The organism is Micromonospora lupini str. Lupac 08 (assembly GCF_000297395.2).
Taxonomy (GTDB): Bacteria; Actinomycetota; Actinomycetes; order Mycobacteriales; family Micromonosporaceae; genus Micromonospora; species Micromonospora lupini.
In genome coordinates this window covers 4,489,977-4,515,702 of the sequence record NZ_HF570108.1, presented here as the reverse complement: position 1 = coordinate 4,515,702, position 25,726 = coordinate 4,489,977, and the positions used below count along the sequence as shown (strand labels likewise).

Here is a 25,726-nt window from a genome sequence, read left to right as displayed (position 1 = left end):
GAGAATTCCACCATGAAGCCGAGCACGCTGACCATCACGTCCATGACGACCGCAGCGGAGGCCGAGGCCTTCCGGACGCTGAACGAGGAATGGATCTCGCACTTCTTCACCATCGAGGAGTCGGATCGCAAGACGCTCAACGACCCGTTCGCCGCCATCGTCGACCCGGGTGGCGACGTGCTGATCGTCCGCGACGGCGGGGAGATCATCGGCTGTGTCGCCCTGGTCCGCAGCTCGGACGACGTCTTCGAACTGTCGAAGATGACGGTGCTCCCGTCGGCGCGCGGCAGGGGTCTCGGCCGTCAGCTCATCGAGGCGGCGATCGCGCGCGCCCGCCAACTCGGCGCGACCACCCTGTTCCTGGGCAGCAACACCAAGCTCGCCAACGCCGTGCACCTCTACGAAACTGCAGGCTTCCAGCACGTCAGTCCGGAACAGATCCCGCTGCCGCCGTACGCCCGCGCCGACGTCTTCATGAAGATGGCGCTCTGACCACGTCCGGTCGACGCGGAGTTGAGGGGCTCGGCACGGGCTTAACCCGGCCTTAGCGTTCGGACAGCGCGGCGCTATCCCCGTTCAGCCGATCCTCGGAGTCGACAACCGAGGAAAGGTGGACACCACGATGAAGCGCACCAATCTGCTTCTGGCGACGGTCGGCGGCTCGGCGGTGCTGGCGGTGGCCGGGGTCGCGCTGGGCGTCGCCGCCGCGAACGACACGCGGACCGGCGACACGGCGCTCGCCGCGGCGACCGTCGCCCCGACGGGCACGGACGCGCCGGACGACAGCGCCACCACCGCCGCGCCGGGCGCCACCGGCACGCCGACGGCCGAAACCCCATCGGGTACGCCGTCGAGTGGCTCGTCGTCGGCGGGCACCGCGCCGGCGGGCAGCGCCGTCGACGAGAAGCGCGCCGGTGAGATCGCGCTCGCCCGGGCCGGTGGCGGCCAGATCGTCGAGGTCGAGGCCGAGCAGGAGAACGGCCGGCCGGTATGGAGCGTCGAGGTCATCGCCGGCGACACCGAGCACGAGGTGGACGTCGACCGGGACAACGGTTCGGTGGTGAAGGCCGAGCAGGAGCCGGTCGACGCCGATGACAAGAACGACGCCGACGACAACGACGACGACAACGACGACGACTGACCGTTCGCTGCCGCCGCCCGTCACGGGGATTCCCCGGGGCGGGCGGCGGCTCGCGTCGTGGAGCAGGCGCCCGGTGGGGTCGCCTCAGATGGCGACCCGTTGCTGCTGCACCGTCGGCTCGGCCTGGTCGAACTGGGTGCGGTACAACTCCTGATACCGGCCACCGGCGGCGAGCAGGTCGCCGTGTCGCCCACGCTCGACAATGCGGCCGTCCTCGACGACCAGAATCTGGTCCGCCGCACGGATGGTGGAGAGCCGGTGCGCGATGACCACACTTGTCCGGCCGGTCAGGGCTTCGGCGAGGGCCTCCTGGACCGCAGCCTCGGAGGTGGAGTCGAGGTGCGCGGTGGCCTCGTCGAGGATGACCACGCGCGGACGGGCCAGCAACAACCGGGCGATGGTGAGCCGTTGCCGTTCCCCGCCCGACAGCCGGTACCCGCGTTCACCGACGACGGTGTCGAGCCCGTCGGGGAGTGAGCGGATCAGGTCGTCGAGGCGGGCTCGCCGGAGCACCTCCCACATCTCGTCCTCCGTGGCGTCCGGCTGGGCGAACGCCAGGTTGGCGCGGATGCTCTCGTGGAAGAGGTGCCCGTCCTGGGTGACCACGCCCAGCGCCGTCCGGATGGACTCGGCGGACAGGTCACGTACGTCGACGTCGGCGAGCTTCACCGCGCCGTCCTCGACGTCGTAGAGGCGGGGGACGAGCTGCGCGATAGTCGACTTGCCCGCCCCGGAGGAGCCGACGAGGGCGACCATCTGGCCCGCCTCGGCGCGGAATGACACCCCGTGCAGCACCTCCTCGCCGCCGCGGGCATCGAGCTTCACCACGTCCTCCAGGGACGCGAGCGACACCTTGTCCGCTGACGGGTAGCCGAACCGCACTCCGTCGAACTCCACCGCGACCGGCCCGTCGGGAAGCGGGCGCGCGTCGGGCCGGTCGAGGATCAGCGGCGTGATGTCGAGGATCTCGAACACCCTCTCGAAGCTCACCAGCGCGCTCATCACCTCCACCCGAGCGCTGGCCAACGAGGTCAACGGCGCGTAGAGGCGCGACAGCAGCAGCGCGAGGGCAACCACGGTCCCGGCGTCGAGGCTGCCCCGGAGGGCGTAGAGGCCGCCCAGCCCGTAGACCAGGGCCAGTGCCAGCGAGCCGACGACGGTGAGCGCGGTGATGAAGACCCACTGGAGCATGGCGGCCCGGATGCCGATGTCCCGTACCCGGCGCGCCCGCGCCGCGAACTCCGCCGACTCCTCGGCCGGCCGCCCGTACAGCTTGACCAGGGTCGCGCCGGGCGCGGAGAAACGTTCGGTCATCCGTGTGCTCATGGCGGCGTTGTGCTCGGCGGCCTCACGCTGCAACTGGGCGAGCTTCGAACCCATCCGGCGTGCCGGGAGGACGAAGATAGGCAGCAGCACGAGCACCAGCACCGTGATCTGCCACGAGAAGCTGAGCATCACCGCCAGCGTCAGCGCCAGGGTGACGGCGTTGCCGACCACCCCGGACAGGGTGTCGCTGAAGGCCCGCTGCGCGCCGATCACGTCGTTGTTGAGTCGGCTGACAAGCGCACCGGTGCGCGTCCTGGTGAAGAACGCCACCGGCATGCGCTGGACGTGGTCGAAGACGGCCGTCCGCAGTTGGACGATGAGCCCCTCACCGATGCTGGCGGACAGGAACCGCGTCACCAGACCCAGGCCGGCTTCGGCCAGGGCGATCACCGCGATCAGCACCGCCAACCGGAGAACGACGCCGCTGTCGGCGCCGTCGACGATCGCCTCCACCACCCGTCCGGCGAGGACCGGGGCCGCCACCGTGAGGACCGCCGTCACCACACTCAACAGCAGGAACCTGACGATCAGGGCCCGGTGCGGCCGCGCGAACTCCACGATGCGCTTCAGGGTGACACGGGACAGTGGTCGTTCTTCCTTCGCGTTCATCGCGTGGTGCAGAGACGTCCACGCGGTAAATTCCATGCTCATGCCTTACCTCCGATACCGGAGGTTAGGACCTCACCCGAGCTTGAGGTCAAGTCACCGCGCGGGGCGTTCCAGCTCGGCGCGGATCTGACCGAACACGCTTCGCGGGTCATCGGTCTTCGCGAAATTCATGAAGGTCACCATGCCGATGGTGTGCTGATCACTCCACACGCAGACGTCGACCGGGATGCCCGTCCCGGCCTGACCGGTGCCGCAGCCGGCTACCCCGCCCAGCGGGCCCGGCACGACCGACCCCACGTCGGTGACCTTCGGCAGCCCGGCGAAGATCTTGTCCAGTGTCGCGGTCGGGTCGGTGATCGTGCCGGACACGGCGCTGATCAGGATGACACGCTGGTCATCGCTGGGAATGTGCAGCCCGCGCTCACGGGAGTACACCTCTTCGGCCCGGACGTAGGCGGTGCCCGTAGCGCTGGTGGGCCCAGCGGCGAGCAGCTTCTTGAAGTTGCCCATGGTCTGCTCAGCTTGGCCGCGGATGACCCGATCCACGGACTCGGTCCAGGTGCCCAGGAGCTTGGCCGGCTTCTCGATGCGCATCGCCGCAGCGGGGGCCGACGACTGCATGGCCGCTGCCGGCGCGGGAGTGTCGGACTGCCCCGAACACCCGGTCGTGAACAACAGGATCGCCGACGTCAGCGCGCCGACGATGGTTGGGCCAACCGGCATCATGCGCGTCATTGAGTCCCGTCCCCGTCTCCATTTCGCGCGAAAGATATCTCAACGCCCCGCTGCCACAAGACCCGCCCCGAGCGCTGAGCGACAGTGGACAGGAGGGCGAGGCCGCGACCGTGCTGATCGGGCCGCGCTGAGCGACGGCGACCGTGCCTTCGGAGGCGGATCCGTCAGACGTGGACGGTAGGGGCACCAGGACCGAGGGGAAATTTGGGCTGTCACTGCACTGCCGGCGGAGCGCTTCCCACGATAGATAACTTAACAACGATTCTGCGCTATCGGTATCGGGCAGACGACCGACTGCGCAGGTCAGCGGCGGTGGCTAAGTTCGCCCAATGCCCACGAACATGATCAGTGCGAGTTCCGCTGGCACCTGGGCCCTCGGCGACCTGACCGTCAACCGGGTCGGATTCGGCGCGATGCGCCTGACGGGCAACGGCAGCGCGGCGAGCGACCGCGCGCGGGCTGTCGGCGTGCTGCGCCGGGCGGTCGAGCTCGGCGTGAACCACATCGACACGGCGGCGTTCTACTTCTCGCCGCTGCGGTCGGCCAACGAGTTGATCAATAGTGCGCTGTCGCCGTACGCCGATGACCTGGTCATCACCACCAAGGTCGGGCCGGGCCGCGACCCCGCGGGGGAATGGCTGCCGTTGGCCCGGCCGGACCAGCTGCGCGGGCAGGTCGAGGAGAACCTGCGCCAGCTCGGCCGCGACCATCTGGATGTCGTGAACCTGCGCCAGCACGGACTGGACTCGGTCGCGGAGCACTTCGGCGCGCTCGCCGAGCTGCGCGACGCCGGTCTCATCCGGCATCTCGGCCTGTCCAACATTCGCCCACAGCACCTCGCAAAGGCGCGGGCGATCGCCCCGGTGGTCTGCGTGCAGAACACGTACGGTGTCGACACCCGACGCATGCACGACCAGTTCGTGCGTACCTGCGGCGACCAGGGTGTCGCGTTCGTGCCGTTCTTCGCGATCGCTGGCGACGGACGTGAGGCCGGCGGCGTTGCCGCCAACGCGGCAGTGCAGGCCGTCGCGCGTACGCACGGCGCGACGCCGGCGCAGGTGCGTATCGCGTGGACCCTCAGCCGCGGCCCGCACCTGCTGGCCATCCCCGGTACCGGCAACCCCGATCACCTGGCCGAGAACCTGGCCGCCGGGGCGCTGGTCCTGTCGCCGGACGATTTGGCCAGCCTCGAGTAGCGGCCCGGCAGGATGCGGCCCTGCCGCGAGCCCACGACCCTCCGACGGAAGGTCCGTCCCTGTGCAGGCAGCGAAAACGCCCATTCCCATTCCGCCGCCCGACAGCTCATGGCTCGTCGCCCGAGGACTCATCCCCGATCCTGGCCCTCGGCGCGTCCTGGCCTTCGCGACCTTCGTCAACATGCTCGGAAGCGGCATCTTCATGGCCAGCGCCGTGCTCTTCTTCACCCGATCCGTCGGGCTTCCCCTTGCGCAGGTCGCTCTGGGCATGGGCATCGCAGCGTTCGTCGGGATGCTCGCCGGGATCCCGGTGGGGCATCTCGCCGATCGGCGGGGGCCGCGCGAGATCTATCTGCTGACTCTGATCATCCGTGCCGCCACCATGGCCGCATTGGCCTTCGTGCACACATTCTGGCTGTTCGTCGTCCTGGTCTGCCTGACCCAACTCGCCCACTCAGCCGGCGGGGCGTCTCGCGGTCCACTGGTGCGGGGCTTCGGCGGAACGCACCTGGCCCGGTACCGGGCCTATCTGCGTTCGATCGCCAACCTCGCCGGATGTTGTGGCGCCCTCGCCGCCGGCGCCGCGGTGCAACTGGACACCCGCGCGGCCTACCTGGCCCTGGTCGTCGGCAACGCCATCAGTTTCCTGGCATGCGCCGCGATCATCACTCGGCTGCCCTCGTTGCCGCCCATTCCAGTGCCCCAGATGACCGGGCGCTGGATCGCACTGAAGGACAAGCCCTATCTGGCAGTCACCGCGCTGGACGCCATCCTGGGAATTCAGGGCCAGGTGCTGGTCTTCGCGCTGCCGGTGTGGATCGTCTCGCAGACCCACGCGCCGCGCTGGTTCGTCGGAGTGGCCGTGCTGGTCAACACCGCCCTCGTGGCGTCACTCCAGGTCAGAGCGAGCCGGGGGATCGACACCAGTCCAGCGGCCGGTCGGGCCATGCGCCGCTCCGGGGTGGCGTTCCTGATCGGGATGGCCCTGATCGCCGCCACGGCGGCGATGCCCGGCTGGCTCGCCGTTACGGTGATGACGCTGGGGGTCGCCGCGCACACCGTCGGGGAGCTGTGGCACGCAGCGGGCTCACTCGAGTTGCAGTTCCGGTTCGCACCTGCGCACGCGCAGGGGCAGTACACGGGAATCTCCGGGCTCGGCACGGGCCTGGCCAACGTCGCCGCACCCTCCCTACTGGGCCTGCTCTGCATCGCCTGGGGTGCCCCCGGATGGCTGCTGATGGGCGGCATCTTCGTCGCGGTCGGGCTCGCCGCCCCGGCGGTCGTCCGGTGGGGCGAGCGAACGCGTCCGCACTCGGCGGAGGCCGTCTAGAAACCAGCGATCGTGGACGGCAGCAGCGCGGGTGGCGCCCGTCGACGGCGGCGCAGAAGGGCCTGATGTCGGGCATCGGCGCGATCGGCCACTCGTGGAGTCGTCCCGAGGGCATGCCTCGTCACCCGGACAGGAGTGATTGCTCTCTGCTGGTCGTGTCTATGTCCGTCGGTGGTAGTGGTTGCGGCGGGGGAGTTGGTCGGGGTCGAGCCAGGCGGGCGGTATGAATTCGGGGTGGTTGTCGTCGCCGAGTCGGAGGGTCCAGTCGTTGTGGTGGATGTGTCGGTGGTGGTGGCCGCAGAGTAGGACGGCGTTGTTGAGGTTGGTGGGGCCGCCGTCGGCCCAGTGGTGGATGTGGTGGGCGTCGCACCAGCGGGGTGGGCGGTCGCAGCCGGGGAAGGCGCAGCCGCGGTCGCGGAGCACGAGGGCGCGGCGTAGTGGGCCGGTGACGAGACGGCGTTGTCGGCCGAGGTCGAGTGGTTGGCCGGTGCCGCCGAGTACGGCGGGCAGGATCGCGGCGTCGCACGCGAGTCGGCGCACCGTTTCCGGCGTGAGGTGCAGGCCGATGTCGAGCGCCCCATCGCCCAGTTGCCGGGTCAGCGTGTCGTAGCTGGTGGTGACGACGATCTGGGCGGGGTCGCCGCCGCTGTCGGGCAGCTCACCAGTGCGCAGGGCGAGGCGGCACACGTCGGCGAGGGCGTCGTGGCGGCGCTGCCCGGCGCAGCGCTGGTCGTCGGGGCCGGCGGGTGCGCTGAGGGGGTCGATGGCGGCGCGCAGCAGCGCGGCAGCTTCCACGTCGAGGGTGCCGGTGAGCCGCAGCCGACCATCGGTCTGCTCGGAGACGGTGAGGTGCCGGTCGCGGGTCGCCCGGGCCGCCTCGGCTTCCAGAGCCGCCGCCGCGGCGGCGTCGGCGATGTCGGGGGCGACGTGGTCGAGGATGCGGGTGCCGAGCTTGCGCAGCAGCATGGGATCGAACTGCCCGGCCCAGTCGACCAGCACACCGACGGCCTTGTCGGCGGCCTGGGCGCCGGCCGACGTGTGCACGGTGGTGATGGTGTCGGCGATGACCCGGGCCTGGTCGAGGGTGATATGCCCATCGGCCAACGCTTGTCGTATCCCGGGGTTGCCGGTGTCCAGCGCGGCGGCGAGGTCGACGAGCCGGCGGGCAGCGGGAACGGTGAGGCGCAGTCGCTCGCGCAGCCAGACCGCTGTGCTGGACGCGCCCTGTGCCCGGGCGGTGCCTCGACCGTCGATCTCACGGACCAGGGCGAGCGTGACAGCGGCGAGACGCTGCTCCAGGCGATGCGCGGCATCGAGCGCCGCGATCAGCTCATCGTCGCCAAGAGCCCAGACGGCGTCGTCAACGCAGGCAGCGACCGCGTCGTCTGCCTGCGCCAACTCCTCCACCATAACCAGAGACTAGGACAGGTGTACGACAACTTTCAGTGGCAATGATCGATCGCTATGAGGCGGAGCCGAGAGGTTCCTGAGGGTTGTTGAAGGGCGTGGCCCAGGCGATGACGTGGTCGATGGAATCGCGGGTGAGACCGATCGCCGGGTCGGTGGTGGTCAGCAAAGTGGGGCTTGTGCGCCTCGCAGCCCAGATGTGGGCTTCGGGCGTGTGGAGGTCGTCAATCCATGCTGTGGGCCGTTGCTGCGCGTAGGCGGCAATGAGTGGGATTTTCTCGCTGGGGTGGAACGGTGTGCGCGGCATGGTGACCACCGGCAGGGGAGTGATGTGCAGAAGCGGAGCGAGGAGCTGGTTTGCTTCATCGTTCCAGCTTGTGGCTCAGGCGATGTCCAGGACGGCACTCGCTTCGGTGATCCAGGTGCCGTGTACGGGGTTGACACGGACGGGTTCCTCTCCGGGGAACAGGCGGTGCTCGGTGTAGCCGGCCGGTGGTTGAGGACTGCCGTACGGGTTGAGGACACGTCGATGTCGAGCAGCAGCAGGGGTCGGGTCATTCGCGCGTCACGACGCCGCTGTCAGACAGAGCGGAGACGATCGCCTCCACCATCCGCCCGGCGAGGACTGGTGACGGTCACAGGCCGGCGTGCAGGGTCAGGCTCTGCCGCAGGTGCAGCTTCGGCCGGGACCCGACGATCGAGCCGACGACCTCGCCCCGACGGAACACCAGCAGCGTCGGCAGGGACATGACCTGGTAGCGCCGCGTGGTCTGCGGGTTCTCGTCGGAGTTGAGTTTGGCGATGACCATCCGGTCGCCGAACTCCTGTGCCAGCTCGACGAGGCTCTTCTCGATCATCTTGCAGGGTGGGCACCACTCCGCCCAGAAGTCGACCACGACGGGCCGGTCGCCGGTCAGCACCAGCTCGGCGAACGTGGCGTCGGTGACGGTGGTCAGGGGGCGGACTGTCGTTTCCTGGGGCATGTTTCCTCCCGGTGCGCGATGGCGTGGGTGAGCTGGGTGCGCAACTGCTGACGGACCGCGGTGAGCCGATCGAGGTAGTCGTCGACCTCGGCGAGCTTGCGCCGCAGCACGAGCACGGAATCCGGGCAGACATCGCCGGACGCGTTGCCCGCCCGCAGGCAGGCGACGAACGGACGGACGTCGTCGAGGCCGAAGCCGACGTCGAGCAGCGCCCGGATCTCCCGGACGACCCGCAGTTCGGCCTCGTCGTAGACGCGGTAGCCGTTGGCCGAGCGCCGCGGGCGTACCAACCCGTGGGCCTCGTAGTAGCGCAGCGTCCGGGTGCTCGTGCCGGCCCGTTCCGCCAACTCGCCGATCAGCATCAGACCTCCTCGACCAGCCCGTCGCGACCAGGCTAAACCTTGTCGTCAGCGTCAAGGCAAGGTCGCGAACGCCGCACGGCTCAGGGCGCCGCGAGGCGGCGCCCTGAGCGTCGGTGCGTGTCGGAGGGGGTCAGCCGATGCGGAACTGCTGACCGTAGACGGCGAACGTCAGCGGCGTGTTCAGGTTGAAGTTGCCGTTGTTGAGGAACACCCGCTGGGCGGTGTCGACGCGGGACGTGTCCGAGTGGGCCTCCTCCTTGCGCATCTCGATGACCCGCTCGTCGAGGAACGCGTTGAGCCAGGTCCGCTCGTCGCCGCCCTGGGCCGGCGGCTTCGCGCGGGCGAGGGCGCGGCTGCGGATCTGGCGCATGCCCTCGTACCCGTGCATGACCGCCGCGTCGTAGTAGGCGAACTGGCCGAGCGCCCGGACCCCGTCGTTCTTGCCGTCGCGGACCGACGGGTTGAAGTACACCCGGTCCCGCTCGGCCTCCTGCGCGGCCCGGAAGACCGAGTCGTTGGCGGCGGTCCGCCAGTCGCGGGGGAAGTTGGGGTCGAGGCCGGCGTGCGACGCGGTGCCGTTGACGTTGCGCAGCGCCGGCAGGTATCCGGCCAGCACGTTGCCCGGCTTGCTGCTCGTGTACGCCTCGACCAGTTCGAGCATGTCGCCGGTGCCGGAGCAGAAGCCGATGATGCCGGCGGTGTAGCCCCGACCGTCGCCGATGTCCTCGATGTAGGAGAACTGCGCGCGCCAGTCCAGCGAGGAGTTCTCGGCCGCCGAGACGAGCTGCATGGCGACGTCCTTCTTCGCCGGGTCGTCGAGGTTGGCGCCGGCCGGGGCGGTGGCGGTCGGCGTGGGGGTGGTGCCGCCGCCGGGAAGCGTCACCGCTGGTTGGTGGTGCCGCCGCAGGTCCAGATCTGCAACCGCGCGCCGTTGGCGGTGCTCCGGTCGGTCACGTCGAGGCACTTGCCCGAGGCGGTGTTGACCAGGGCGCCACTGCTGGCCGTCCACTTCTGGGCACCGGTGTTGTTGCAGTCGTACAGCTGGACCTTGGCGCCGTTGGCTGTCGACGCGGCGGTGACGTCGAGGCACTTGCCGAGCGCGCGGATCGAGTTGTCGGTGTTGCCGACCGTCCACGTCTGGGCCGCGCTGCCGTTGCAGTCGTAGAGCTGCACCGCCGTGCCGTTGGCCGGGTTGGCGCCGGCGACGTCGATGCACTTGCCGCCGAGGCCGGTGATCGGCCCGGCGGTCGCGGCGCTTGCCGACGGCAGGCCGTAGCCGACCGCCGCGACGCCGATCAGCAGGGTGCCCACGACGTAGGCGGCTGTTCTCTTGCGCACCATGGTGTTCCTCGGGGAAGGGGCGGCGTGCCGCCGGCCGGTCGGCGCCCGGCGCGGCGATCGGCCCCGGCGGGCACCGCGAGCATCAGGAAACAGTATTAACAGATAGCGGTACGTCGATCAACCGTCCAGCGGCGACGATCAGCGTCAATCGAGGAAGGCGGTGGTGGCGTCGCGCAGCGCGGCGACGCACGCGACCACCGCGGGATGACCGCCCGCGCCCCTGCGGTAGGCGACGCGCGTGCGGCGGCGCATGGCCAGCGGCAGCAGCCGAACCTGCGGGGAGGGCTGCGCGATGGCGAGCTGTGGAATGAGAGCGACGCCCTGACCGGCGGCGACGAGGGCGAGCATGGCGGTGAAGTCGTCGGCGTGATGCCGTACCGCCGGAGTGAAGCCCGCCAGCTGGCAGGCATGCAGGGCCACCGAGTGGCAGAGCGTGCCCGGGCTGCCGATGATCCACTGCGCGTCGCGCGCTCCGCTGATCGGATCGGGGCTGGCGTGGCCGGCCGCGATGTTTCCGATTGCGGCGTCGCTCGGCACGGCGAGGAAGACGGTCTCCTCCAGCAGCGCTGTCGAGTCCAACGCCGGGTCGGGTGGGGTCGGCGCGATGTCGTAGTCGTGCAGCAGCGCGACGTCGAGCCGGCGGCTCCGCAGGGCGGCGGGCATGCCGACCGGGTCCAGCTCACTGATCATGAGGTCCAGCGCGGGATGGTCGCGGGCCAGGCCGACCAGGGCGGCCGGCAGCAGTGTGCGTACGGCGCTGGGAAAGGCCCCGATGCGTACGCGGCCGCGCAGCCCGGTCCGGGCGGCCGCCACCGTCGCGTCGGCGGCTTCCAGCGCGGCGAGGATGACCTCGGTGTGCTGCACGAGCGCGGTGGCGGTCGACGTGAGGCCGACGCGGCGTCCGGTGCGCTCCAGCAACCGGGTGCCCGCCTCCCGTTGCAGGGCCGCCAGTTGCTGCGAGACGGCGGACGGCGTGTAGGCGTGCGCCTGGGCGACCGCGGCGATGGTGCCGAGGTGGGCCAGATCCCGCAACAGGATCAGACGGCGAACGTCAAGCATCAGCTCAGCTTACGTATTGGTTGAGCAATCGGAACTGGACCTTGCTGGTTGGTCGGCCGAGAGTGGAGGCATGACCCTGACCGGCCTGTACGTACCGCTGATCACGCCGTTCGACCTGGCGGGGCGCGTCGCCACCGACGCGCTGACGGCCCTCGCGACCGATGCCCTGGATGCCGGCGCGGCCGGTCTGGTCGCGCTCGGCACGACGGGGGAGCCGGCCGCACTCAGTGACGAGGAGCGCGGCGGGGTGCTCGACGCCCTGGCCGCGGTCTGCCGCGCGCGTCGCGCGCACCTGCTCGTCGGCGCGAACAGCGTCGAGGCGCTACGCGCCCTGGCCGACCGGCCCGAGGTGACGGCGGCGCTCTGCCTGGTGCCCCCGTTCCTCCGGCCCGGCGCGGCGGGAGTGCTCGCCTACTTCACCCACCTCGCCCAGGTCAGTCCGGTGCCGCTCGTCGTCTACCACGTCCCGTACCGCACCGGGCAGCAGCTCTGCGCCAGCGATCTCCGGCAGCTCGCCGGCCTGCCCGGCGTCATCGGCGTCAAGTACGCCAGCGGGGGCATCGACGGGGACACCGTCGACTTCCTCGCCGACATCCGGCCCGGCTTCGCCGTCCTCGGTGGCGAGGACCCGCTCATCTCCCCGCTGCTCGCCCTCGGCGCGCACGGCGCCATCGCGGCCTCGGCCCAGGTCGCCCCCGCGGACTTCGTCCAGCTGGTCGCGCACTGGCACGCGGGCGACGTCGTCCGTGGGCGGTCGCTCGGCCATCGGCTCGCGGGCCTGGCGACGGCGCTGTTCGCCGAGCCCAACCCGACCGTGATCAAGTCGGTGCTCCACGCGCGGGGTCGGATCCCGACGGCCGCCGTACGGCTGCCGCTGGTGCCCGCCGGTCCGGACGCCGCGCGGCGGGCGCTCCGGCACCTGGACGAGCTGACGAGCGCGTCGAGGTGACCGGGCGGCGCCCGCCGGGCCGCGTCCGCGTGGTCAGTGCTCCTGGTAGGTGGCCCGGTCGAAGTCGGCGTACACGCCGTCGCCGCCGAGATCCTGCACCCAGAGGCCGACGAACGCCCCGGTGAAGCCCCACGCCGCCGGCTCCCCGTCGATGATCAGGGCGGCGTGCTCGTCGGACAGGATGGTCGCGTCCAGGTCGACAGGCAGCCGCTGCCAACCCGCGCCGAGGTCGTAGTCGAAGCGCACCACGGGCCCGTCGAACACCGCCCGCAGACCGACCCGGTCGACACCGCTCGCATCGACTGTCAGATCGGGGTACGGGGTGCGCCGCCCGTTGTCGGAGCTGAGCAGCTCCAGCACCGTACGCCCGTCGTCGGCTCGGGTCAGGTAGAGGTGATGCCAGTTGAGGGTGTTGTAGTACGCGGTGATCCCGGCGAGCTGACGGTGGTCGACCGGGTCGAACTCGACCACGGTCTCCAGCGAGCAGTGCGTCGCCCCGACACGTCGCGCGACAAGGCTCGGAGCCTGGCGACCCACCGGCGACTGCCCACCGTGGACCCGCAGGTGCGAGGGGCGCGACCGCAGGTCGACCCAGTCCGCGGTGGCCGGCCGACGCAGCGTCGACCAGCAGGAGGCCAGCTCGGCGGCGTCGAAGTCGTCGGTGGCGGGCTCGTCCGGCCACGGATGCGGAGCCAGGTCGGGAGCGGCGACCTCCTCGGCGGGCACCCCACCGGGAATCCGGGGCCAACCACCCGACGGCCACTCGACCCGCTGGATCGCGGTCTCCCGGCCCAGCACGCAGTTGCCAAGCGGTGAGTACGGGCGGCCGACCAGGTGGGCCAGGTACCACCCGCCGTCCGGGGTCTGGACCAGGCTGCCGTGACCGGCCTTCTGCAACCGCAGGTCCGGCCGACCCACGGAGGTGAGCAGCGGCCCGTCCGGGTCCACCTCGTACGGGCCGAACAGCTCCCGCGAGCGTGCCACGGTGACCTGGTGCTCCCAGCTCGTGCCGCCCTCGGCGGTGATGAGCCAGTACCAGCCGTCGTGGCGGTACAGGTGCGGGCCCTCGGTGACCCCGACCGGCGTGCCGGTGAACAGGATGCGCGGCCGGCCGACGAGCCGACGCGCCGCACGGTCGTACTGCTGGATCTCGATGCCGCCGAAACGGTCCCGGCCGGGCCGCCAGTCGGCGCTCATGCTCAGCAGCCAGCTGGTGCCGTCGTCGTCGTGGAACAGGGCGGCGTCGAAGCCGCGCCCGTGCAGTTTCACCGGATCCGACCAGGGACCGGCGATGTCGGGCGCGGTGATCAGGAAGTTCTGCGGATCCCAGTAGCCGCTGGCGAAGCTGGCCACGTCGCTGTAGACGAGGTGGAACTCCCCGTCGTGGTACGTCAGGTCGGGCGCCCACACACCGTTGGAGTCGCCGCAGCCGCGCAGGTCGAGCAGGCGGCGGTCGGTGATGATCCCGCCGAGGGGACGCCAGTTGACGAGGTCGCGCGAGTGGTGCACGCGTACCCCCGGATACCACTCGAACGTCGAGGTGGCCAGGTAGAAGTCGTCGCCGACGCGCAGGATCGACGGATCCGGGTGGAACCCGGCGAGGACGGGGTTGCGGATCGACCAGGCAGCGGTCGCCACGTCAGCGGTGTCGGTCGACACGGGGGCTCCTCTGTGCGGCTATGAAACTTCCGGAAACTTGCGGGACCAGATCACTGGAAGCCCCTCGTACGGTAGCCGGTCTTATCGCGATAGGACAGGGGTCTTGACCGCTGGGGGAACTGCTCGTAGCGTCCCGGCCATCGATCGGTAATACCGACGAAGCAATGAAAGTTCCGGAGATCCAGGTTCGAACCCTTGCCGGCTCGGCCGGCGTCCGAGCACCCCGTGAGTCCCCGAAGGGATGGATCATGACAGCGCACCTTTCCCGCCGATCGCTGCTCGGCCTCGCCGGCGCCGGCGCCGGCGCCTACCTGCTCAGCGCGTGCAGCGGCGACGAGAAGTCCAGCGACCCGAACGCCCCGCAGACCATCAACTGGTGGCACATCCAGAACACCGAGCCGATGCTGCCGGTCTGGGCCGCGATGGCCAACGAGTACAAGACGGCGCACAGCAACGTCACGTTCACCATCCAGCCGCTGGAGAACGAGGCGTTCAAGGCCAAGCTGACAACCGCCACGCAGGCCGGTGACCCGCCGGACCTCTTCCAGTCGTGGGGCGGCGGCGTGCTCAAGCAGCAGGTCGACGCGGGCCTGGTCAAGGACCTCACCGACGACCTGAAGGACCTGGTCGGCGGGATCCTGCCGGCCGCCATGCAGCCGTACACGATCGACGGCAAGATCTACGGCATCCCGTTCGACATCGGCATGGTCGGGTTCTGGTACAACAAGGACCTCTTCACCCAAGCCGGCATCACCGAGCCGCCCACCACCTGGGCGGGTCTGCTCCAAGCGGTCGGCAAGCTCAAGACCGCCGGCATCACACCGGTCGCCATTGCCGGCAAGGACAAGTGGCCGGCCCACTTCTACTGGTCCTACCTGGCCATGCGCATCGGCGGCGTCGGCGCTCTGCAGAAGGCAGTCGACGACAAGAACTTCGACACCCCCGAACTCGCCGCCGCCGGTGAGCGCCTCAAGGAACTCGTCGACCTGCAGCCCTTCCAGAAGGGCTTCCTCGGCGCCGAGTACGGCTCACCCGACGGGCAGGCCGCCACCATGGGCAACGGCAAGGCGGCCATGGAGCTGATGGGTCAGTGGGCGCCTGCGGTGCAGGGGTCCAGCTCCACCAGCAAGAAGGGCATCGGCGACAAGCTGGGCTTCTTCCCGTTCCCGGCCGTGGACGGTGGCAAGGGCACCGCCACCGAGGTCTTCGGCGGTGGCAACGGCTTCGCCGTCGGCAAGGACGCGCCGGCCGCCACCATCGACTTCCTGAAGTTCCTGCTCAGCGTCGACAACCAGCGCCGGTCCGCGAAGACCGGCGCGGTGCTGCCCACGGTGAAGGAAGCCACCGACGCCATCAGCGACCCCAACAACAAGGTCGTCGCGGAGACCCTGGCCAAGAACACCGGCTTCCAGCTCTACCTTGACCAGGCGTACGCGCCCGCGCTCGGCCAGCAGATCAACGACAGTGTCGCTGAGATCATCGCCGGCAAGAAGGCGCCCGCGGCGATCCTCAAGGACATCACGCAGGTGGCGAAGACCGTCTGACCGTGTCCCCGTATCCATCCCTAGCCGGCGATAGAACCCGAGTGGAGCAGGCATGACCAGGCCATCGACCGTGTCGGACACGAGGCGCGGCGACACGGCGACCGATCCGCCGGCACCGGGGCCGGGCACCACGCGTCAGCGTGGCCGCCAGCCCCGGCCGGGGCGGGGTGGCGTCCTCGCCGTCTTCCTGGCGCCCGCCCTGGCGCTGTTCCTGCTGCTGGTGGTCGCGCCCATCCTGGTGGCCGGCTACGCAAGCCTCTACAAGTGGAACGGCTTCGGGCTGCCGGAGAACTTCGTCGGGTTGGACAACTACACCCGCGCCTTCGGCGATCCGACGTTCCGGGGTGACCTGTGGCGCGGCCTCGTGCTCGTGCTGCTGTCGCTTGCCGTGCAGTTGCCCGCCGCGCTGGCCCTGGCCATGCTCCTCAACCAGCCGCTGCGCGGCCGGGCCGCGTACCGGCTGATCTTCTTCGCCCCGTACGTGCTCTCCGAGGTCACCACGGCCGTCCTGTTCACCCTGGTCTTCTCGCCCAACCGGGGCCTGGGCGAGTCGGTCTCCCGGTGGTTGGGCGCCGACGCGGGCGCCGTCTTCGCCGACCCGGACACCGTGCTGTTCGCCGTCTTCCTGGTGGTGTCCTGGAAGTACTTCGGCCTCTACATGATGCTCTTCCTGGCCGCCCGTCAGGGCATCCCGAAGGAGCTGTCCGAGGCCGCGGTCACCGACGGCGCCAGCGCCTGGCAGGCGTTCCGGCACGTCACCCTGCCCCTGCTCGGCCCGACGATCCGCATCAGCATCTTCCTGTCGGTCATCGGCACCATCCAACTGTTCGACATGGTCTGGGTGCTGACCGGCGGTGGCCCGATCCACACCTCGGAGACGATGGCCGTCACGATGTACCAGTACGGCTTCCGCCGCTTCGAGGTCGGCTACGCCAGCGCGATCAGCATCGTCATGTTCCTGCTGAGCCTCGTCTTCGCCCTGTTCTACCAGCGCATCGTCCTGCGTCGGGACACCGCGGGCGCGATCACCAACCAGGGAGGCCAGCGATGACCGCCACGAGAAGTCGCGCCCAGCGGACCCGCAGCCTCGTTTTGCACCTGATCTGCATCGGCGTCGGCGCGCTCATCGTCGTGCCGGTCTGGTTCGGCGTGATCGGCGGCTTCAAGGACAACGGCCAACTGTCGACGAACCCGCTGGGCCTACCCGACCCGTGGGTGCCGCAGAACTACACCGACCTCTTCGCCTCCGGGGTGTTCTGGCGACAGCTCGGCAACAGTCTGCTCATCGCGGTCAGCAGCACCGTCATCGTGGTCGGCGCGGCGGCGATGGCGGCGTTCGTCTTCGCCCGCTACGCCTTCCGGGGCCGCGAGTTCCTGGTCACCCTGTTCGCGATCGGTCTGATGTTCCCGTTCGCGGTGGCCATCCTGCCGCTGTTCGTCCTGCTCCGCAGCATGGGCCTGCTGGACAACCCACTCGGTGTCATCCTGCCCCAGGCCGCGTTCGGGCTGCCGATCACCATCATCATCCTGCGCCAGTTCTTCCGGACCATCCCCGCCGAGGTGGAGGAGGCCGCCGTCCTCGACGGATGCAGCTCCTTCGGGTTCTTCTGGCGGGTCCTGCTGCCGATGGCCCGTCCCGCCCTGGCCACCGTCTCGGTGCTGGCCGTCGTGACGAGCTGGAACAACTTCATGCTCCCGCTCGTCGTCTTCAGCGACCAGAGTTGGTGGACCCTGCCCGTCGGGGTCCAGGCCTTCCAGGGCCAGTACGCCGACGACACCGCACGGGTACTCGCCTACGTCGTCCTGTCCATGATTCCCGCCCTGGGCTTCTACGCCGTGGCCGAACGCCAACTCATCGGCGGTCTGACCGGCAGCGTCAAGGGGTGACGACACCGGATCGCCGACTCACCTGTTGCGTCCCGTCAGACGAAGGAGCGGACCGTGGGCTCCGACAACGGCCGAAACGTCACCATCGCGATGATCGCGCGACTGGCCGGTGTGTCAGTGCCCACGGTCTCCCGGGTCATCAACGGTCGCTCCGACGTCGCTCCCGAGACCCGGGAGCGCGTCGAGCGGCTGCTCAACCACCACGGGTACCGCCGCCGCACCCAGGCCCGGCGGACCGAGGCCGCACTCATCGACCTGGTCTTCAACGACCTGGACAGCCCCTGGGCTGTGGAGATCATCCGCGGGGTGGAGGACGTCGCCCGTGCCAACGGCGTCGGCACCGTCGTCTCCGCCATCCACTGGCGCATCTCCTCGGCCAAGCAGTGGCTGGACAACATGCGCACCCGATCCACCGAGGGCGTCATCTTCGTGACCTCGATGGTGAACCCACCCCTGCAGGCGGAGTTGCGGCGGCTGCACCTGCCGGTGGTCATCATCGACCCCGCCGGTGTCGACCCGCAGGAGTCGCCCACCATCGGCGCGACCAACTGGGCAGGCAGCCTGAGCGCCAACCAGTACCTGCTCGGCCTCGGCCACCGCCGCATCGGCTTCATCGCCGGGCCACCACACCTGATGTGCAGCCGGGCCCGGATGGACGGCTACCGCGCGGCGCTCGGCGCCGCCGGCATCGCCGTCGACGACGCCCTCATCCGACCCGGCAACTTCTACCACGAGGCCGGCTTCACCTCGGGTACGCAACTCCTGGCCCTGCCCGACCCACCCACCGCCATCTTCGCCTCCAGTGACCAGATGGCGCTCGGCGTCTACGAGGCCGTCCGCAAACGCGGCCTGCGGGTGCCCGACGACATCAGCGTGGTCGGCTTCGACGACCTGCCGGAGGTCCGCTGGTGCTCCCCGCCGCTGACCACTGTCCGCCAGCCACTGGCCGAGATGGGCATGCTGGCCGCCCGGACCGTGCTGCGGCTCGCCGGGGGCGAGAAGACCGAGAGCCCGCGCATCGAGCTGGCCACCGAACTCGTCGTCCGCGACAGCGCCACACCACCCCGGTGATCGGCGCGGTGGGCGCGACTGGGCTCGGTGCTGACGTCAGGCGTCGCGGAGTGCGTCGTCGACCCCGGTCTCGCGGCGGCCCAGGTGGGCCGGGTCCCGGCCGGAGAGCACGTCCAGTGCCGCCTTCAGGCAGGCGCCGTTCTCCCGGGTGGCGCTGATCCGCCACGTCGGCGCGTACCGTCTCGCGGTCTCGTCGCCCACACCGTTGGCGTCGATGCCGAGACGCCGGCACAGCGCCACGGCGCGGGGGAGATGAAACGACTGGGTCACGACAGTCGCGCGCGTCACCCCGAAGATCCGCTGCGCCCGCGCGCAGGAGTCGTACGTGTCGAAGCCCGCGTAGTCCAGCACCACCTTCCGCGCCGGCACACCCCGGTCGACCAGCCACCGCAGCATCGCCGCAGGCTCGTTGTAGTCGGCGTTCATGTTGTCGCCGGACACGAGGATCGCGGCCACCCTGCCCCGCTCGTAGAGCCGTCGCGCGATCTCCAGGCGGGCCGCGAGAAAGGGCGACGGCGTGCCGTCGGCGTCCACCTGGGTGCCGAGCACCAGCGCGACCGGCGCCGCCGGAACGTCGGCCTCGTCGTACACGTGGCCGTCCGCGGCGCCGCGGACCCAGGCCACGCTGGCGACCGTGCCGCCGGCCAGCAACACCGCACCCACGACCAGAGCCAATGAGGTACGACGGACGAACCGCCGATGCTCCCCGTACCAGCGTCTGACAGTGCCGAATCGTCCCCGCATCCCGCGAGAGTATGCGGAATGCGGTGTGCCGACCGGCCCGGGTTCAGTCGAGGTCGTGCTCCTCCGGAGAGGTGTTGAGGACCCAGGCGAGCGGCATGGTCGCGGCCGACGCTGCGGCCCGGCTCGGGAAGGATTCCGGGCCGGGCCGCAGCGCCGATCGAGTTACCGCGTCAGCTTCTGGTCCACCTCTGGCTGGCCGTGCCGTTGCAGGTCGAGAGGACCACCGGGCTGCCGTTGGCGGTGCCGGAGGCGTTCGGTGCGAGGCACAGGCCGGACTGGATTCCGGTGACAGTGCCGTCGGTGTTGATGTTCCACTGCTGGTTGGTGCCACCGTTGCAGTCCCAGATGATCACCCGGGTGCCGGAGGACGTCCCGGCCCCCTCGGCGTCCAGGCACTTGGTGCCGTACACCTGGAGTTGCCTGCCGGCGGTCGGCGTCCACTGCTGGTTGGTGCCGCCGTTGCAGTCCCACAACGCCACCTGGGTGCCGTTCGTCTGCGACCGGGACGGGACGTCCAGGCACCGGCCGGCGTTGACGTTGCGCAGCGGCGCCGCCGTGCCGCCGGGCGGCGGGGTGGTCGGCGGCGCGGTGGTGGGCGGCGGCGTGGTGGGGTTGGTGGTGGTGTCGAGGCCGAGGAAGCGGATGGCCTGGGCGGCGTCGAACGGGATCGAGTGGCCGTAGCCCTGGAAGCTGATCGCCTCGACCGGCGGGGTGGGACCGGTGCCTCCGTAGCGGGTGCGGGTGGCGCTGGTCTGGGGGTAGTCGGTGTAGCTGGGGGTCTGGGAGACGCCAAGCACGTTGGTCCACTGTTTGATCTGCTCGCCGAAGTTGACGTAGCTCAGCGTGGTGTCCGTGGTGCCGTGCCAGATCTGGACGCGGGGGCGGGCGCCGGTGTAGCCGGGGTAGGCGTTGCGGACCAGGTCACCCCACTGCTGCGGGGTCTTGGTGATGCGTCCGCCGGAGCATTCGCTGTTCCATTCCGCGCCGTTGGTGGTGGCGAAGCAGCCGAACGGAACTCCGGAGGAGCTGAAGCCGGCGCTGAACACGTCCGGGTAGAGACCGAGCATGACGTTTGTCATCATGGCGCCGGAGGAGAAGCCACCCACGGCGATGCGGGTCGAGTCAACGGGGTAGCGGCTGCGGACGTAGTCGAGCATGGACTTCAGGCCGACAGGGTCGCTGCCGCCGTCGCGGCGCAGGGCCTGCGGGGAGGAGACGTCCCAGCACTTGCTGCTGCGGGTCACCGACGGGTAGATCACGATGAAGCCGTAGCGGTCGGCCAGGGAGCTGAGGCCGAAACCGGTGTGTACGGCCGGGCCGCTGCCGGTGCAGTAGTGCAGTGCGAGGAGCAGCGCCGGGCGGGCCGCGACCCGGTCGGGCACGTACAGGTGCATCTGCAGGTTCGTCGGGTTGGTGCCGAAGTTGCTCACCTGGGTGAGCGTCGCGGCCGACGCCGGGGTGGCGAGCGTGACCACTGCCGTCATGGTGGCCAGAGCCGTCGCCAACCCGGCGGCCAGCAGAGCGAGCCTTGTTCTCATCGGCGGTTCCTTCGCAGTGTGTGCAGCGGTGGTGGTGGGGTGGTGTGCGGCGCGGGAGGAGGGCCCGGACACGCGACCGCCGCCGCGCGTCACCTGCGGCTGCTGACCGGTCCCGTTCCGACGTCCGCCCGCCAGAGAGCGTCCTGACCAGCGAGGACTCTCCCGGTGAGTCGTGGACGCTGATCGCCTCGCATCGACTGTGAGCGATAACATGCTGTTCGTCAAGACGTAACGTATGACGTCAGCTCATTCGGGGGAGCGGCCTGAACGAGGCGAGTCCCTTGAGGTCGGCGATTCGACCGTGCCATTCTTGGCCGTCGATGACCTGCTGCGCGGGGCCGACGCCCGTCCACTGGGCAGCCGGGATCGGACCACGGATCCCGGGGGACGGGGCACGAGCGATGGGGCGCCGGGGCCTGTCCGTCCACCAGTCCGCCCGCCGCCGCGCCGCACCCTGCCGGCCGGGCGACCCACCGTCGTTCACCGAAGGAACCCAGCCATGCACATCCCGATTCGCCGTGCGGCACTCCTGGCGGGCGTGCTGCTCGCCGCGACCGCACTCCCCGGCATCCACCCCCCGACGGCGCTGGCCGCGGTCGACCCCGCCGCCGTCGCCGTGACCGTGAACGCCCGCGCCGGCCTGGCGACGGTGCCCGACACCGCGTTGGGCGTCAACCACGCCATCTGGGACCAGAACCTGGGCACCGCCGAGACGTCGGACCTGCTGCGCGACGCCGGCGTGCAGATGATGCGCTATCCCGGCGGCTCGTACGCCGACATCTACCACTGGAAGGACCACACCGCTCCCGGCGGGTACGTCGCACCGAACACCGACTTCGACACGTTCATGGCGGCGGTCAAGCGGGTCGGCGCCCAGCCGATGATCATCGCGAACTACGGCACCGGTACGCCGGCCGAGGCCGCCGACTGGGTGCGCTACGCCAATGTGACGAAGGGCTACGGCGCGCGGTACTGGACGATCGGCAACGAGAACTACGGCAACGGGCTCTACGGGTCGGCGTGGGAGGCGGACGACCACCCGGACAAGAGCGCCAGCCAGTACGCGCGGCTGGTCGTCGAGTACGCCGACGCGATGAAGGCCGTCGACCCGAGCATCAGGGTCGGTGCGGTGCTGACGATGCCGGGCAACTGGCCGGACGGGATCACCGCCGGCAGCGACCCGGGCTCCTGGAATCAGACAGTGCTCTCCCTCGCCGGTCCGAAGATCGACTTCGTGGACGTGCACTGGTACCCGGGTGGCACCGCCGCCGAGTCGCTGACCCGCACCAACCAGCTTCCCGACGCGACCTACCTGCTCCGGCAGCAGCTCAGCAGGTACGCGGGCCCGAACGCCGACCGGATCGGCATCAGCTTCACCGAGTTGAACGTCGGCACCGGCCAGAACACCCAGCCCGGGGCGCTGTTCCTGGCCGACGCGTACAGCGGGCTGCTGGAGAACGGCGTCTTCACCGCCCAGTGGTGGAACGTGCACAACGGCATCGGCACCGTGAGCGAGGTGGCGGGCCAGACCGACTACGGCGACTTCGGCATGCTGTCCAGTGGCGGCTGCACGGCGGACGGCTCGGTGTGCGAGCCGCCGTTGAACACGCCGTTCGCGCCGTACCACGCGCTGGCCATGATGGGGCTGTTCGCGAAGACGGGCGACCAGTTCGTGCGCGCCGGCACCGACGAGCCGCTGGTCAGCGCGCACGCCGTACGCCGCGCCAACGGCGACCTGGCCGTGCTCCTGGTCAACAAGGACCCGGACGCGGCCCACGACGTCGCCATCGACTACGCCGGGTTCACGCCGTCGACAGCCGCGCCGACGGTGTCCACCCTCACCAACGGCGCGACGGGCATCGCCACCGGCCAGTCCGGCTCGGCGACCAGCCGGACGCTGCCGCCGTACTCGTTGACGACTCTCGTGCTGCGCCCGGCCGGCGCGACCGCCGGGCGGCCCTCGGCCCCGGGCCAGCCCACCGCCAGCGGCGTCACCGACCGGGGCGCGACGATCACCTGGCCGGCGGCCACCGCCGGCAGCAGCCCGATCGCCAAGTACGAGGTGTACCGGCAGAACGGCGCGGTAAGCGAGCAGCTCGGCGAGACGGCGAGCACCTCGTTCACTGTCGGCAACCTGGTGCCGGGCAGCAGGTACACGGTCAACGTGCTGGCCCGGGACACGGCCGGCCGGGTCTCCTGGGCCTCGCCGCCGTTGACGTTCGCCACCGGCAGCCCGGCGACCAGCGCGTGCACCGTCCGCTTCACCACCGCCAACGACTGGGGCAACGGCTACATCGGCGGCGTCGAGATCACCAACAACGGGACGAAGCCCATCAGCGGCTGGACGCTCACCTGGACCTGGCCCACCGGCTGGCAGCAGGTGAGCAGCGGCTGGAGCGCCACCTGGGAGCAGGTCGGCGCGGCCGTGCGCGTCACCCCGACCGACGACAACAGGCAGATCGCCGCCGGCGCCAGCGTAAGCGCCGGCTTCGTCGGCGCGTACAGCGGGCCGAACGTGCTGCCCACCGCGTTCCGCCTGAACGGCGCCGTCTGCGCGACCGGCTGACACCGCGGTCCGGCTGGCCCGCTCGCCGGGCCAGCCGGGCCTGGCCGGCCCAGGCCTGGGCGGCTCGGGCCTGGGCGGCTCGGGCCTGGGCGGCTCGGGCCTGGGCGGCTCGGGCCTGGCCGGCTCGGGCCTGGCCGGTCACCCGGCCCGCCTCAGGAAGGGGCGGCATCACTGGTCGAGACCCTTTGGAGCTGATGTCGCAAACGAATCACCCTCTCGCCCCGCCCGCGTGATTCGTTTACGGCATCAGCTCCAAAGGGTGTCACCCCCACTGGCGGCCCACAGTGCCGCGCCCCGCCACCGGTCCAGGGTCGTGCGACGGTGAGAGGTTGCGATCTTCGGTACGGTCGCGCTCGTGAACGTCGTGAACGCCGTCAGCAAGTTCGGTGTCGACGCGTGCCTTGAGCGGAGGTGGGTCCTACCGCTGGAAGTGATCGAGGCCGACCGGCCGTGGGACGGGCAGTCATCGGGCCGACGCCCAGCCGGTGAAGCGTTGGGTCAGGTCCGCAGGTGGGGCGCTCGGGTTCAGCTCTGCCAGGTTGGCGACGGCCTCGGCCTGGAGTGTCGCCAGGTGGACGAGCAGCGCCGGGCGGTCAAGGCGGTACTCGCCGAGGAGGCGAAGCTTCGCCGGTGAGCATGGCCATGCGATGCCGCAGGTGCCGCAGCGCCAGGTCGGGCGCACGGGCCGGTGGTCGGGAGAGCGGCGGGACATCAGCCGACCCGGACCGGGCCTCGCCGGACGCCACGTCGAGCGGTGGGCCGGCTCGGTGGAGAGGTGAGGCGTTGTGCGCCGGACGGCATCAGATACAGCTCACGGCGGGCGATCGCGTCGCCATGAGGGCCGAGCTGGTAGGCGTCGATCCACAACCAACCGTCGTACGTGTGCCGGTCGGTGAGGGCGCGGATGACGCGGACGATGATGGGCCGGGCGAACTGTGGGCTCGCGGCGCGGGTCAGGTGCAACAGATCGCCGGACCGCACCTGCTGTTGCTGGTTGGTCATGGTCTCCCCCTGGCAGGCGTTGGGAAGGGGCCGCCCCGTGAGTGCTCGCCCAGAGGGGGCGGCCCCGGTACGAACGCGTCCGCCGGGTCTCGGGTCCTCCACCGGCCGCGCCGCTGGTGACACTCTGCTGTGGAAGCCACTACGCTCGGAAGGTGCTTCGTTGCTTCGGGTGGAGGTGGCGAGGCGTTCCACGCCGGGCAGTGGCGTGAGTAGTCGATCTTCCGGTTTGGAGAGCACTGAATGGCCGACCTACCGCACCCGCTCGCCGCGTTCATCGTCGGCGAGATCCGTCGCGCCCGAGGGGCCGCCGGGATGACGCAGGAGGCGTTCGGCCGAGGTGCCGGCTTCAGCGCCTCGCACGTCAGTGCCGTAGAGGGCGAGACGCGAGCGCTGACGATGGACTTCATCAAGGGAGCCGACCGCGCATTCACCAACGGTGGCCTTTTCGAACGCATGGTCGCGAAGCTCGGGGCACCATCATGGTTTCTGCCGTGGTTGGACGCGGAACGCGTCGCGACTCAGCTCCGGTCCTGGCAGCCGTCCCTGGTGCCCGGCCTGCTACAGACCGAGCAGTACGCCCGAGCGGTCATCCGCTGCGACGACACCCTCAGCGAAGAGGAGGTCGACAAGCGGCTTGCCGCTCGGCTCGACCGGCAATCGATCCTCGCTCAGCCGAAGGCACCGCAGTTCGTCGCGGTCATCGGGGAGGAGGTGTTGCGGCGTGCGGGCGAGGACTTTCGAGGAATCATGGCGGGGCAGATCACGCACCTGACGGCCATGGCCGAACGCCCGAACATCAGCGTCCACATCGTGCCGGCCGACGTGAGCATGCACGCCGGGTTGACCGGTCCGTTCATCTTGGCTCGGGCTGCGGACGGTAAGTGGGTCGGCCAGTTGGAGAACCAGCTCGGCGGGCTGGTCATCAGCAACGACGATGACGTGGCTACGCTTCTGTCGAAGTGGGAGACCATACGGAACGAGGCCCTACCTCGACGGCAGTCAACCGACCTGATGAAGGAAGTGGTGACGTCATGGACCTGATCGACGCTACGTGGCGCAAGTCCACCCGCAGCGGTTCCAGTGGGGGCGACTGCGTCGAGGTTGCGGACAATCTGTCGGGCATCGTCGGCGTGCGGGACTCCAAGGACCCCGACGGGCCGGCCCTGGTCTTCGGGCCGGCGTCGTGGCGGGCGTTCGTCACCGAGGTCGCCCGGCGGTCGTAACCCGCCCCCGACCGAGCGCGGAAGCGCCCGCCCCGAAACGTGGGGACGGGCGCT

At 70.3% G+C, this 25,726-nt stretch carries 25 protein-coding genes; 13 read left to right on the top strand and 12 right to left on the bottom strand.

From position 1 onward, the window contains the following. Positions 1-42 precede the first annotated feature (42 nt). Together MILUP08_RS21775 and MILUP08_RS21770 are read left to right on the top strand one after the other, a co-directional pair. Complete coding sequence (locus tag MILUP08_RS21775; protein WP_202805229.1) at positions 43-492, top strand: GNAT family N-acetyltransferase; 450 nt, start codon at positions 43-45, stop codon at positions 490-492. 130 nt (positions 493-622) lie between these two features. Next, a complete protein-coding gene (locus tag MILUP08_RS21770) occupies positions 623-1,141 on the top strand; it encodes a PepSY domain-containing protein (protein ID WP_007461608.1) in 519 nt (172 codons plus the stop codon). Positions 1,142-1,225: 84 nt separating this feature from the next. On the opposite strand, the gene MILUP08_RS21765 is transcribed toward MILUP08_RS21770, so the two are convergent. Together MILUP08_RS21765 and MILUP08_RS33915 are read right to left on the bottom strand one after the other, a co-directional pair. Continuing rightward, positions 1,226-3,118 carry an ABC transporter ATP-binding protein gene (locus MILUP08_RS21765; protein WP_007461607.1) on the bottom strand — a complete coding sequence of 631 codons (1,893 nt, stop codon included), beginning with the start codon at positions 3,116-3,118 and terminating at the stop codon, positions 1,226-1,228. Between the two features lie 51 nt (positions 3,119-3,169). Then, positions 3,170-3,799, bottom strand: a complete 630-nt coding sequence (locus MILUP08_RS33915; RefSeq protein WP_144056985.1) for a hypothetical protein — start codon at positions 3,797-3,799, stop codon at positions 3,170-3,172. A gap of 341 nt (positions 3,800-4,140) precedes the next feature. On the opposite strand from MILUP08_RS33915, the gene MILUP08_RS21755 reads away from it, so the two are divergent. Both MILUP08_RS21755 and MILUP08_RS21750 read left to right on the top strand, forming a co-directional pair. Further along, positions 4,141-5,007, top strand: coding sequence for an aldo/keto reductase (locus MILUP08_RS21755; protein WP_007461605.1), 867 nt, complete (start codon positions 4,141-4,143; stop codon positions 5,005-5,007). 181 nt (positions 5,008-5,188) lie between these two features. Next, the gene (locus MILUP08_RS21750) at positions 5,189-6,337 is read left to right on the top strand and encodes an MFS transporter (RefSeq protein ID WP_007461604.1); all 1,149 of its coding nucleotides are present in this window, start codon (positions 5,189-5,191) and stop codon (positions 6,335-6,337) included. Positions 6,338-6,496: 159 nt separating this feature from the next. On the opposite strand, the gene MILUP08_RS21745 is transcribed toward MILUP08_RS21750, so the two are convergent. The 6 genes from MILUP08_RS21745 to MILUP08_RS21720 all read right to left on the bottom strand — a co-directional run bounded on the left by MILUP08_RS21745 (position 6,497) and on the right by MILUP08_RS21720 (position 11,489). Beyond that, positions 6,497-7,747 (bottom strand): HNH endonuclease signature motif containing protein, encoded by a 1,251-nt coding sequence (locus MILUP08_RS21745; protein ID WP_007461603.1) that lies wholly within the window; start codon positions 7,745-7,747, stop codon positions 6,497-6,499. 632 nt (positions 7,748-8,379) lie between these two features. Beyond that, complete coding sequence (gene trxA / locus MILUP08_RS21740; protein WP_007461601.1) at positions 8,380-8,727, bottom strand: thioredoxin; 348 nt, start codon at positions 8,725-8,727, stop codon at positions 8,380-8,382. Continuing rightward, positions 8,697-9,089, bottom strand: coding sequence for a MerR family transcriptional regulator (locus tag MILUP08_RS21735; RefSeq protein ID WP_007461600.1), 393 nt, complete (start codon positions 9,087-9,089; stop codon positions 8,697-8,699). Before MILUP08_RS21735 ends, trxA begins: the two co-directional genes overlap by 31 nt. Positions 9,090-9,219: 130 nt before the next feature. Beyond that, on the bottom strand, positions 9,220-9,972 hold the full coding sequence (locus tag MILUP08_RS21730; protein WP_007461599.1) for a chitosanase: 753 nt from the start codon (positions 9,970-9,972) through the stop codon (positions 9,220-9,222). Continuing rightward, entirely contained in the window at positions 9,969-10,430 is a 462-nt protein-coding gene (locus MILUP08_RS21725) for an RICIN domain-containing protein (protein ID WP_007461598.1), read from the bottom strand. The genes MILUP08_RS21730 and MILUP08_RS21725 overlap by 4 nt, the downstream gene beginning before the upstream one ends. 144 nt (positions 10,431-10,574) lie before the next feature. Next, a complete protein-coding gene (locus MILUP08_RS21720; protein WP_007461597.1) occupies positions 10,575-11,489 on the bottom strand; it encodes a LysR family transcriptional regulator in 915 nt (304 codons plus the stop codon). A 70-nt stretch (positions 11,490-11,559) separates the two neighbouring features. Here MILUP08_RS21720 and MILUP08_RS21715 point away from each other — a divergent pair, with 70 nt between their 5' ends. Next, the gene (locus MILUP08_RS21715; protein ID WP_007461596.1) at positions 11,560-12,438 is read left to right on the top strand and encodes a dihydrodipicolinate synthase family protein; all 879 of its coding nucleotides are present in this window, start codon (positions 11,560-11,562) and stop codon (positions 12,436-12,438) included. Between the two features lie 33 nt (positions 12,439-12,471). On the opposite strand, the gene MILUP08_RS21710 is transcribed toward MILUP08_RS21715, so the two are convergent. Then, complete coding sequence (locus MILUP08_RS21710) at positions 12,472-14,097, bottom strand: glycoside hydrolase family 43 protein (RefSeq protein ID WP_007461595.1); 1,626 nt, start codon at positions 14,095-14,097, stop codon at positions 12,472-12,474. A 248-nt stretch (positions 14,098-14,345) separates the two neighbouring features. Here MILUP08_RS21710 and MILUP08_RS21705 point away from each other — a divergent pair, with 248 nt between their 5' ends. From MILUP08_RS21705 to MILUP08_RS21690, 4 genes are all read left to right on the top strand, one after another. Beyond that, positions 14,346-15,641 carry an extracellular solute-binding protein gene (locus MILUP08_RS21705; RefSeq protein WP_007461594.1) on the top strand — a complete coding sequence of 432 codons (1,296 nt, stop codon included), beginning with the start codon at positions 14,346-14,348 and terminating at the stop codon, positions 15,639-15,641. Between the two features lie 52 nt (positions 15,642-15,693). Continuing rightward, a complete protein-coding gene (locus MILUP08_RS21700; RefSeq protein WP_007461593.1) occupies positions 15,694-16,692 on the top strand; it encodes a carbohydrate ABC transporter permease in 999 nt (332 codons plus the stop codon). After that, a complete protein-coding gene (locus MILUP08_RS21695; protein ID WP_007461592.1) occupies positions 16,689-17,528 on the top strand; it encodes a carbohydrate ABC transporter permease in 840 nt (279 codons plus the stop codon). Before MILUP08_RS21700 ends, MILUP08_RS21695 begins: the two co-directional genes overlap by 4 nt. A gap of 90 nt (positions 17,529-17,618) precedes the next feature. Beyond that, a complete protein-coding gene (locus tag MILUP08_RS21690; protein ID WP_193376639.1) occupies positions 17,619-18,599 on the top strand; it encodes a LacI family DNA-binding transcriptional regulator in 981 nt (326 codons plus the stop codon). A 36-nt stretch (positions 18,600-18,635) separates the two neighbouring features. Here the strand turns inward: MILUP08_RS21690 and MILUP08_RS21685 are convergent, their stop codons facing one another. Then, on the bottom strand, positions 18,636-19,343 hold the full coding sequence (locus MILUP08_RS21685) for a SanA/YdcF family protein (RefSeq protein WP_007461590.1): 708 nt from the start codon (positions 19,341-19,343) through the stop codon (positions 18,636-18,638). Positions 19,344-19,513: 170 nt separating this feature from the next. Further along, positions 19,514-20,881, bottom strand: a complete 1,368-nt coding sequence (locus MILUP08_RS21680; RefSeq protein WP_007461589.1) for an extracellular catalytic domain type 1 short-chain-length polyhydroxyalkanoate depolymerase — start codon at positions 20,879-20,881, stop codon at positions 19,514-19,516. A gap of 499 nt (positions 20,882-21,380) precedes the next feature. On the opposite strand from MILUP08_RS21680, the gene MILUP08_RS21675 reads away from it, so the two are divergent. Both MILUP08_RS21675 and MILUP08_RS36020 read left to right on the top strand, forming a co-directional pair. Further along, on the top strand, positions 21,381-23,447 hold the full coding sequence (locus tag MILUP08_RS21675) for a cellulose binding domain-containing protein (protein ID WP_007461588.1): 2,067 nt from the start codon (positions 21,381-21,383) through the stop codon (positions 23,445-23,447). A gap of 355 nt (positions 23,448-23,802) precedes the next feature. Beyond that, entirely contained in the window at positions 23,803-24,081 is a 279-nt protein-coding gene (locus MILUP08_RS36020; protein ID WP_007461586.1) for a hypothetical protein, read from the top strand. Positions 24,082-24,158: 77 nt separating this feature from the next. Here the strand turns inward: MILUP08_RS36020 and MILUP08_RS21665 are convergent, their stop codons facing one another. Continuing rightward, positions 24,159-24,449 carry a hypothetical protein gene (locus tag MILUP08_RS21665; protein ID WP_007461584.1) on the bottom strand — a complete coding sequence of 97 codons (291 nt, stop codon included), beginning with the start codon at positions 24,447-24,449 and terminating at the stop codon, positions 24,159-24,161. A 240-nt stretch (positions 24,450-24,689) separates the two neighbouring features. Here MILUP08_RS21665 and MILUP08_RS21660 point away from each other — a divergent pair, with 240 nt between their 5' ends. Both MILUP08_RS21660 and MILUP08_RS21655 read left to right on the top strand, forming a co-directional pair. After that, positions 24,690-25,490 (top strand): helix-turn-helix domain-containing protein, encoded by an 801-nt coding sequence (locus MILUP08_RS21660; protein WP_007461582.1) that lies wholly within the window; start codon positions 24,690-24,692, stop codon positions 25,488-25,490. After that, complete coding sequence (locus MILUP08_RS21655; protein WP_007461580.1) at positions 25,481-25,672, top strand: DUF397 domain-containing protein; 192 nt, start codon at positions 25,481-25,483, stop codon at positions 25,670-25,672. Before MILUP08_RS21660 ends, MILUP08_RS21655 begins: the two co-directional genes overlap by 10 nt. Positions 25,673-25,726 lie beyond the last annotated feature (54 nt).

Bases quoted from the DNA above. Each gene is read 5' to 3' on its own strand.
- MILUP08_RS21775 (WP_202805229.1), top strand. From the start codon at position 43: ATGACGACCGCAGCGGAGGCCGAGGCCTTCCGGACGCTGAACGAGGAA.
- MILUP08_RS21770 (WP_007461608.1), top strand. From the start codon at position 623: ATGAAGCGCACCAATCTGCTTCTGGCGACGGTCGGCGGCTCGGCGGTG.
- MILUP08_RS21765 (WP_007461607.1), bottom strand. From the start codon at position 3,118: ATGAGCATGGAATTTACCGCGTGGACGTCTCTGCACCACGCGATGAAC.
- MILUP08_RS33915 (WP_144056985.1), bottom strand. From the start codon at position 3,799: ATGCCGGTTGGCCCAACCATCGTCGGCGCGCTGACGTCGGCGATCCTG.
- MILUP08_RS21755 (WP_007461605.1), top strand. From the start codon at position 4,141: ATGCCCACGAACATGATCAGTGCGAGTTCCGCTGGCACCTGGGCCCTC.
- MILUP08_RS21750 (WP_007461604.1), top strand. From the start codon at position 5,189: ATGCTCGGAAGCGGCATCTTCATGGCCAGCGCCGTGCTCTTCTTCACC.
- MILUP08_RS21745 (WP_007461603.1), bottom strand. From the start codon at position 7,747: ATGGTGGAGGAGTTGGCGCAGGCAGACGACGCGGTCGCTGCCTGCGTT.
- trxA (WP_007461601.1), bottom strand. From the start codon at position 8,727: ATGCCCCAGGAAACGACAGTCCGCCCCCTGACCACCGTCACCGACGCC.
- MILUP08_RS21735 (WP_007461600.1), bottom strand. From the start codon at position 9,089: ATGCTGATCGGCGAGTTGGCGGAACGGGCCGGCACGAGCACCCGGACG.
- MILUP08_RS21725 (WP_007461598.1), bottom strand. From the start codon at position 10,430: ATGGTGCGCAAGAGAACAGCCGCCTACGTCGTGGGCACCCTGCTGATC.
- MILUP08_RS21720 (WP_007461597.1), bottom strand. From the start codon at position 11,489: ATGCTTGACGTTCGCCGTCTGATCCTGTTGCGGGATCTGGCCCACCTC.
- MILUP08_RS21715 (WP_007461596.1), top strand. From the start codon at position 11,560: ATGACCCTGACCGGCCTGTACGTACCGCTGATCACGCCGTTCGACCTG.
- MILUP08_RS21705 (WP_007461594.1), top strand. From the start codon at position 14,346: ATGACAGCGCACCTTTCCCGCCGATCGCTGCTCGGCCTCGCCGGCGCC.
- MILUP08_RS21700 (WP_007461593.1), top strand. From the start codon at position 15,694: ATGACCAGGCCATCGACCGTGTCGGACACGAGGCGCGGCGACACGGCG.
- MILUP08_RS21695 (WP_007461592.1), top strand. From the start codon at position 16,689: ATGACCGCCACGAGAAGTCGCGCCCAGCGGACCCGCAGCCTCGTTTTG.
- MILUP08_RS21690 (WP_193376639.1), top strand. From the start codon at position 17,619: ATGATCGCGCGACTGGCCGGTGTGTCAGTGCCCACGGTCTCCCGGGTC.
- MILUP08_RS21685 (WP_007461590.1), bottom strand. From the start codon at position 19,343: ATGCGGGGACGATTCGGCACTGTCAGACGCTGGTACGGGGAGCATCGG.
- MILUP08_RS21680 (WP_007461589.1), bottom strand. From the start codon at position 20,881: ATGAGAACAAGGCTCGCTCTGCTGGCCGCCGGGTTGGCGACGGCTCTG.
- MILUP08_RS21675 (WP_007461588.1), top strand. From the start codon at position 21,381: ATGCACATCCCGATTCGCCGTGCGGCACTCCTGGCGGGCGTGCTGCTC.
- MILUP08_RS21665 (WP_007461584.1), bottom strand. From the start codon at position 24,449: ATGACCAACCAGCAACAGCAGGTGCGGTCCGGCGATCTGTTGCACCTG.
- MILUP08_RS21660 (WP_007461582.1), top strand. From the start codon at position 24,690: ATGGCCGACCTACCGCACCCGCTCGCCGCGTTCATCGTCGGCGAGATC.
- MILUP08_RS21655 (WP_007461580.1), top strand. From the start codon at position 25,481: ATGGACCTGATCGACGCTACGTGGCGCAAGTCCACCCGCAGCGGTTCC.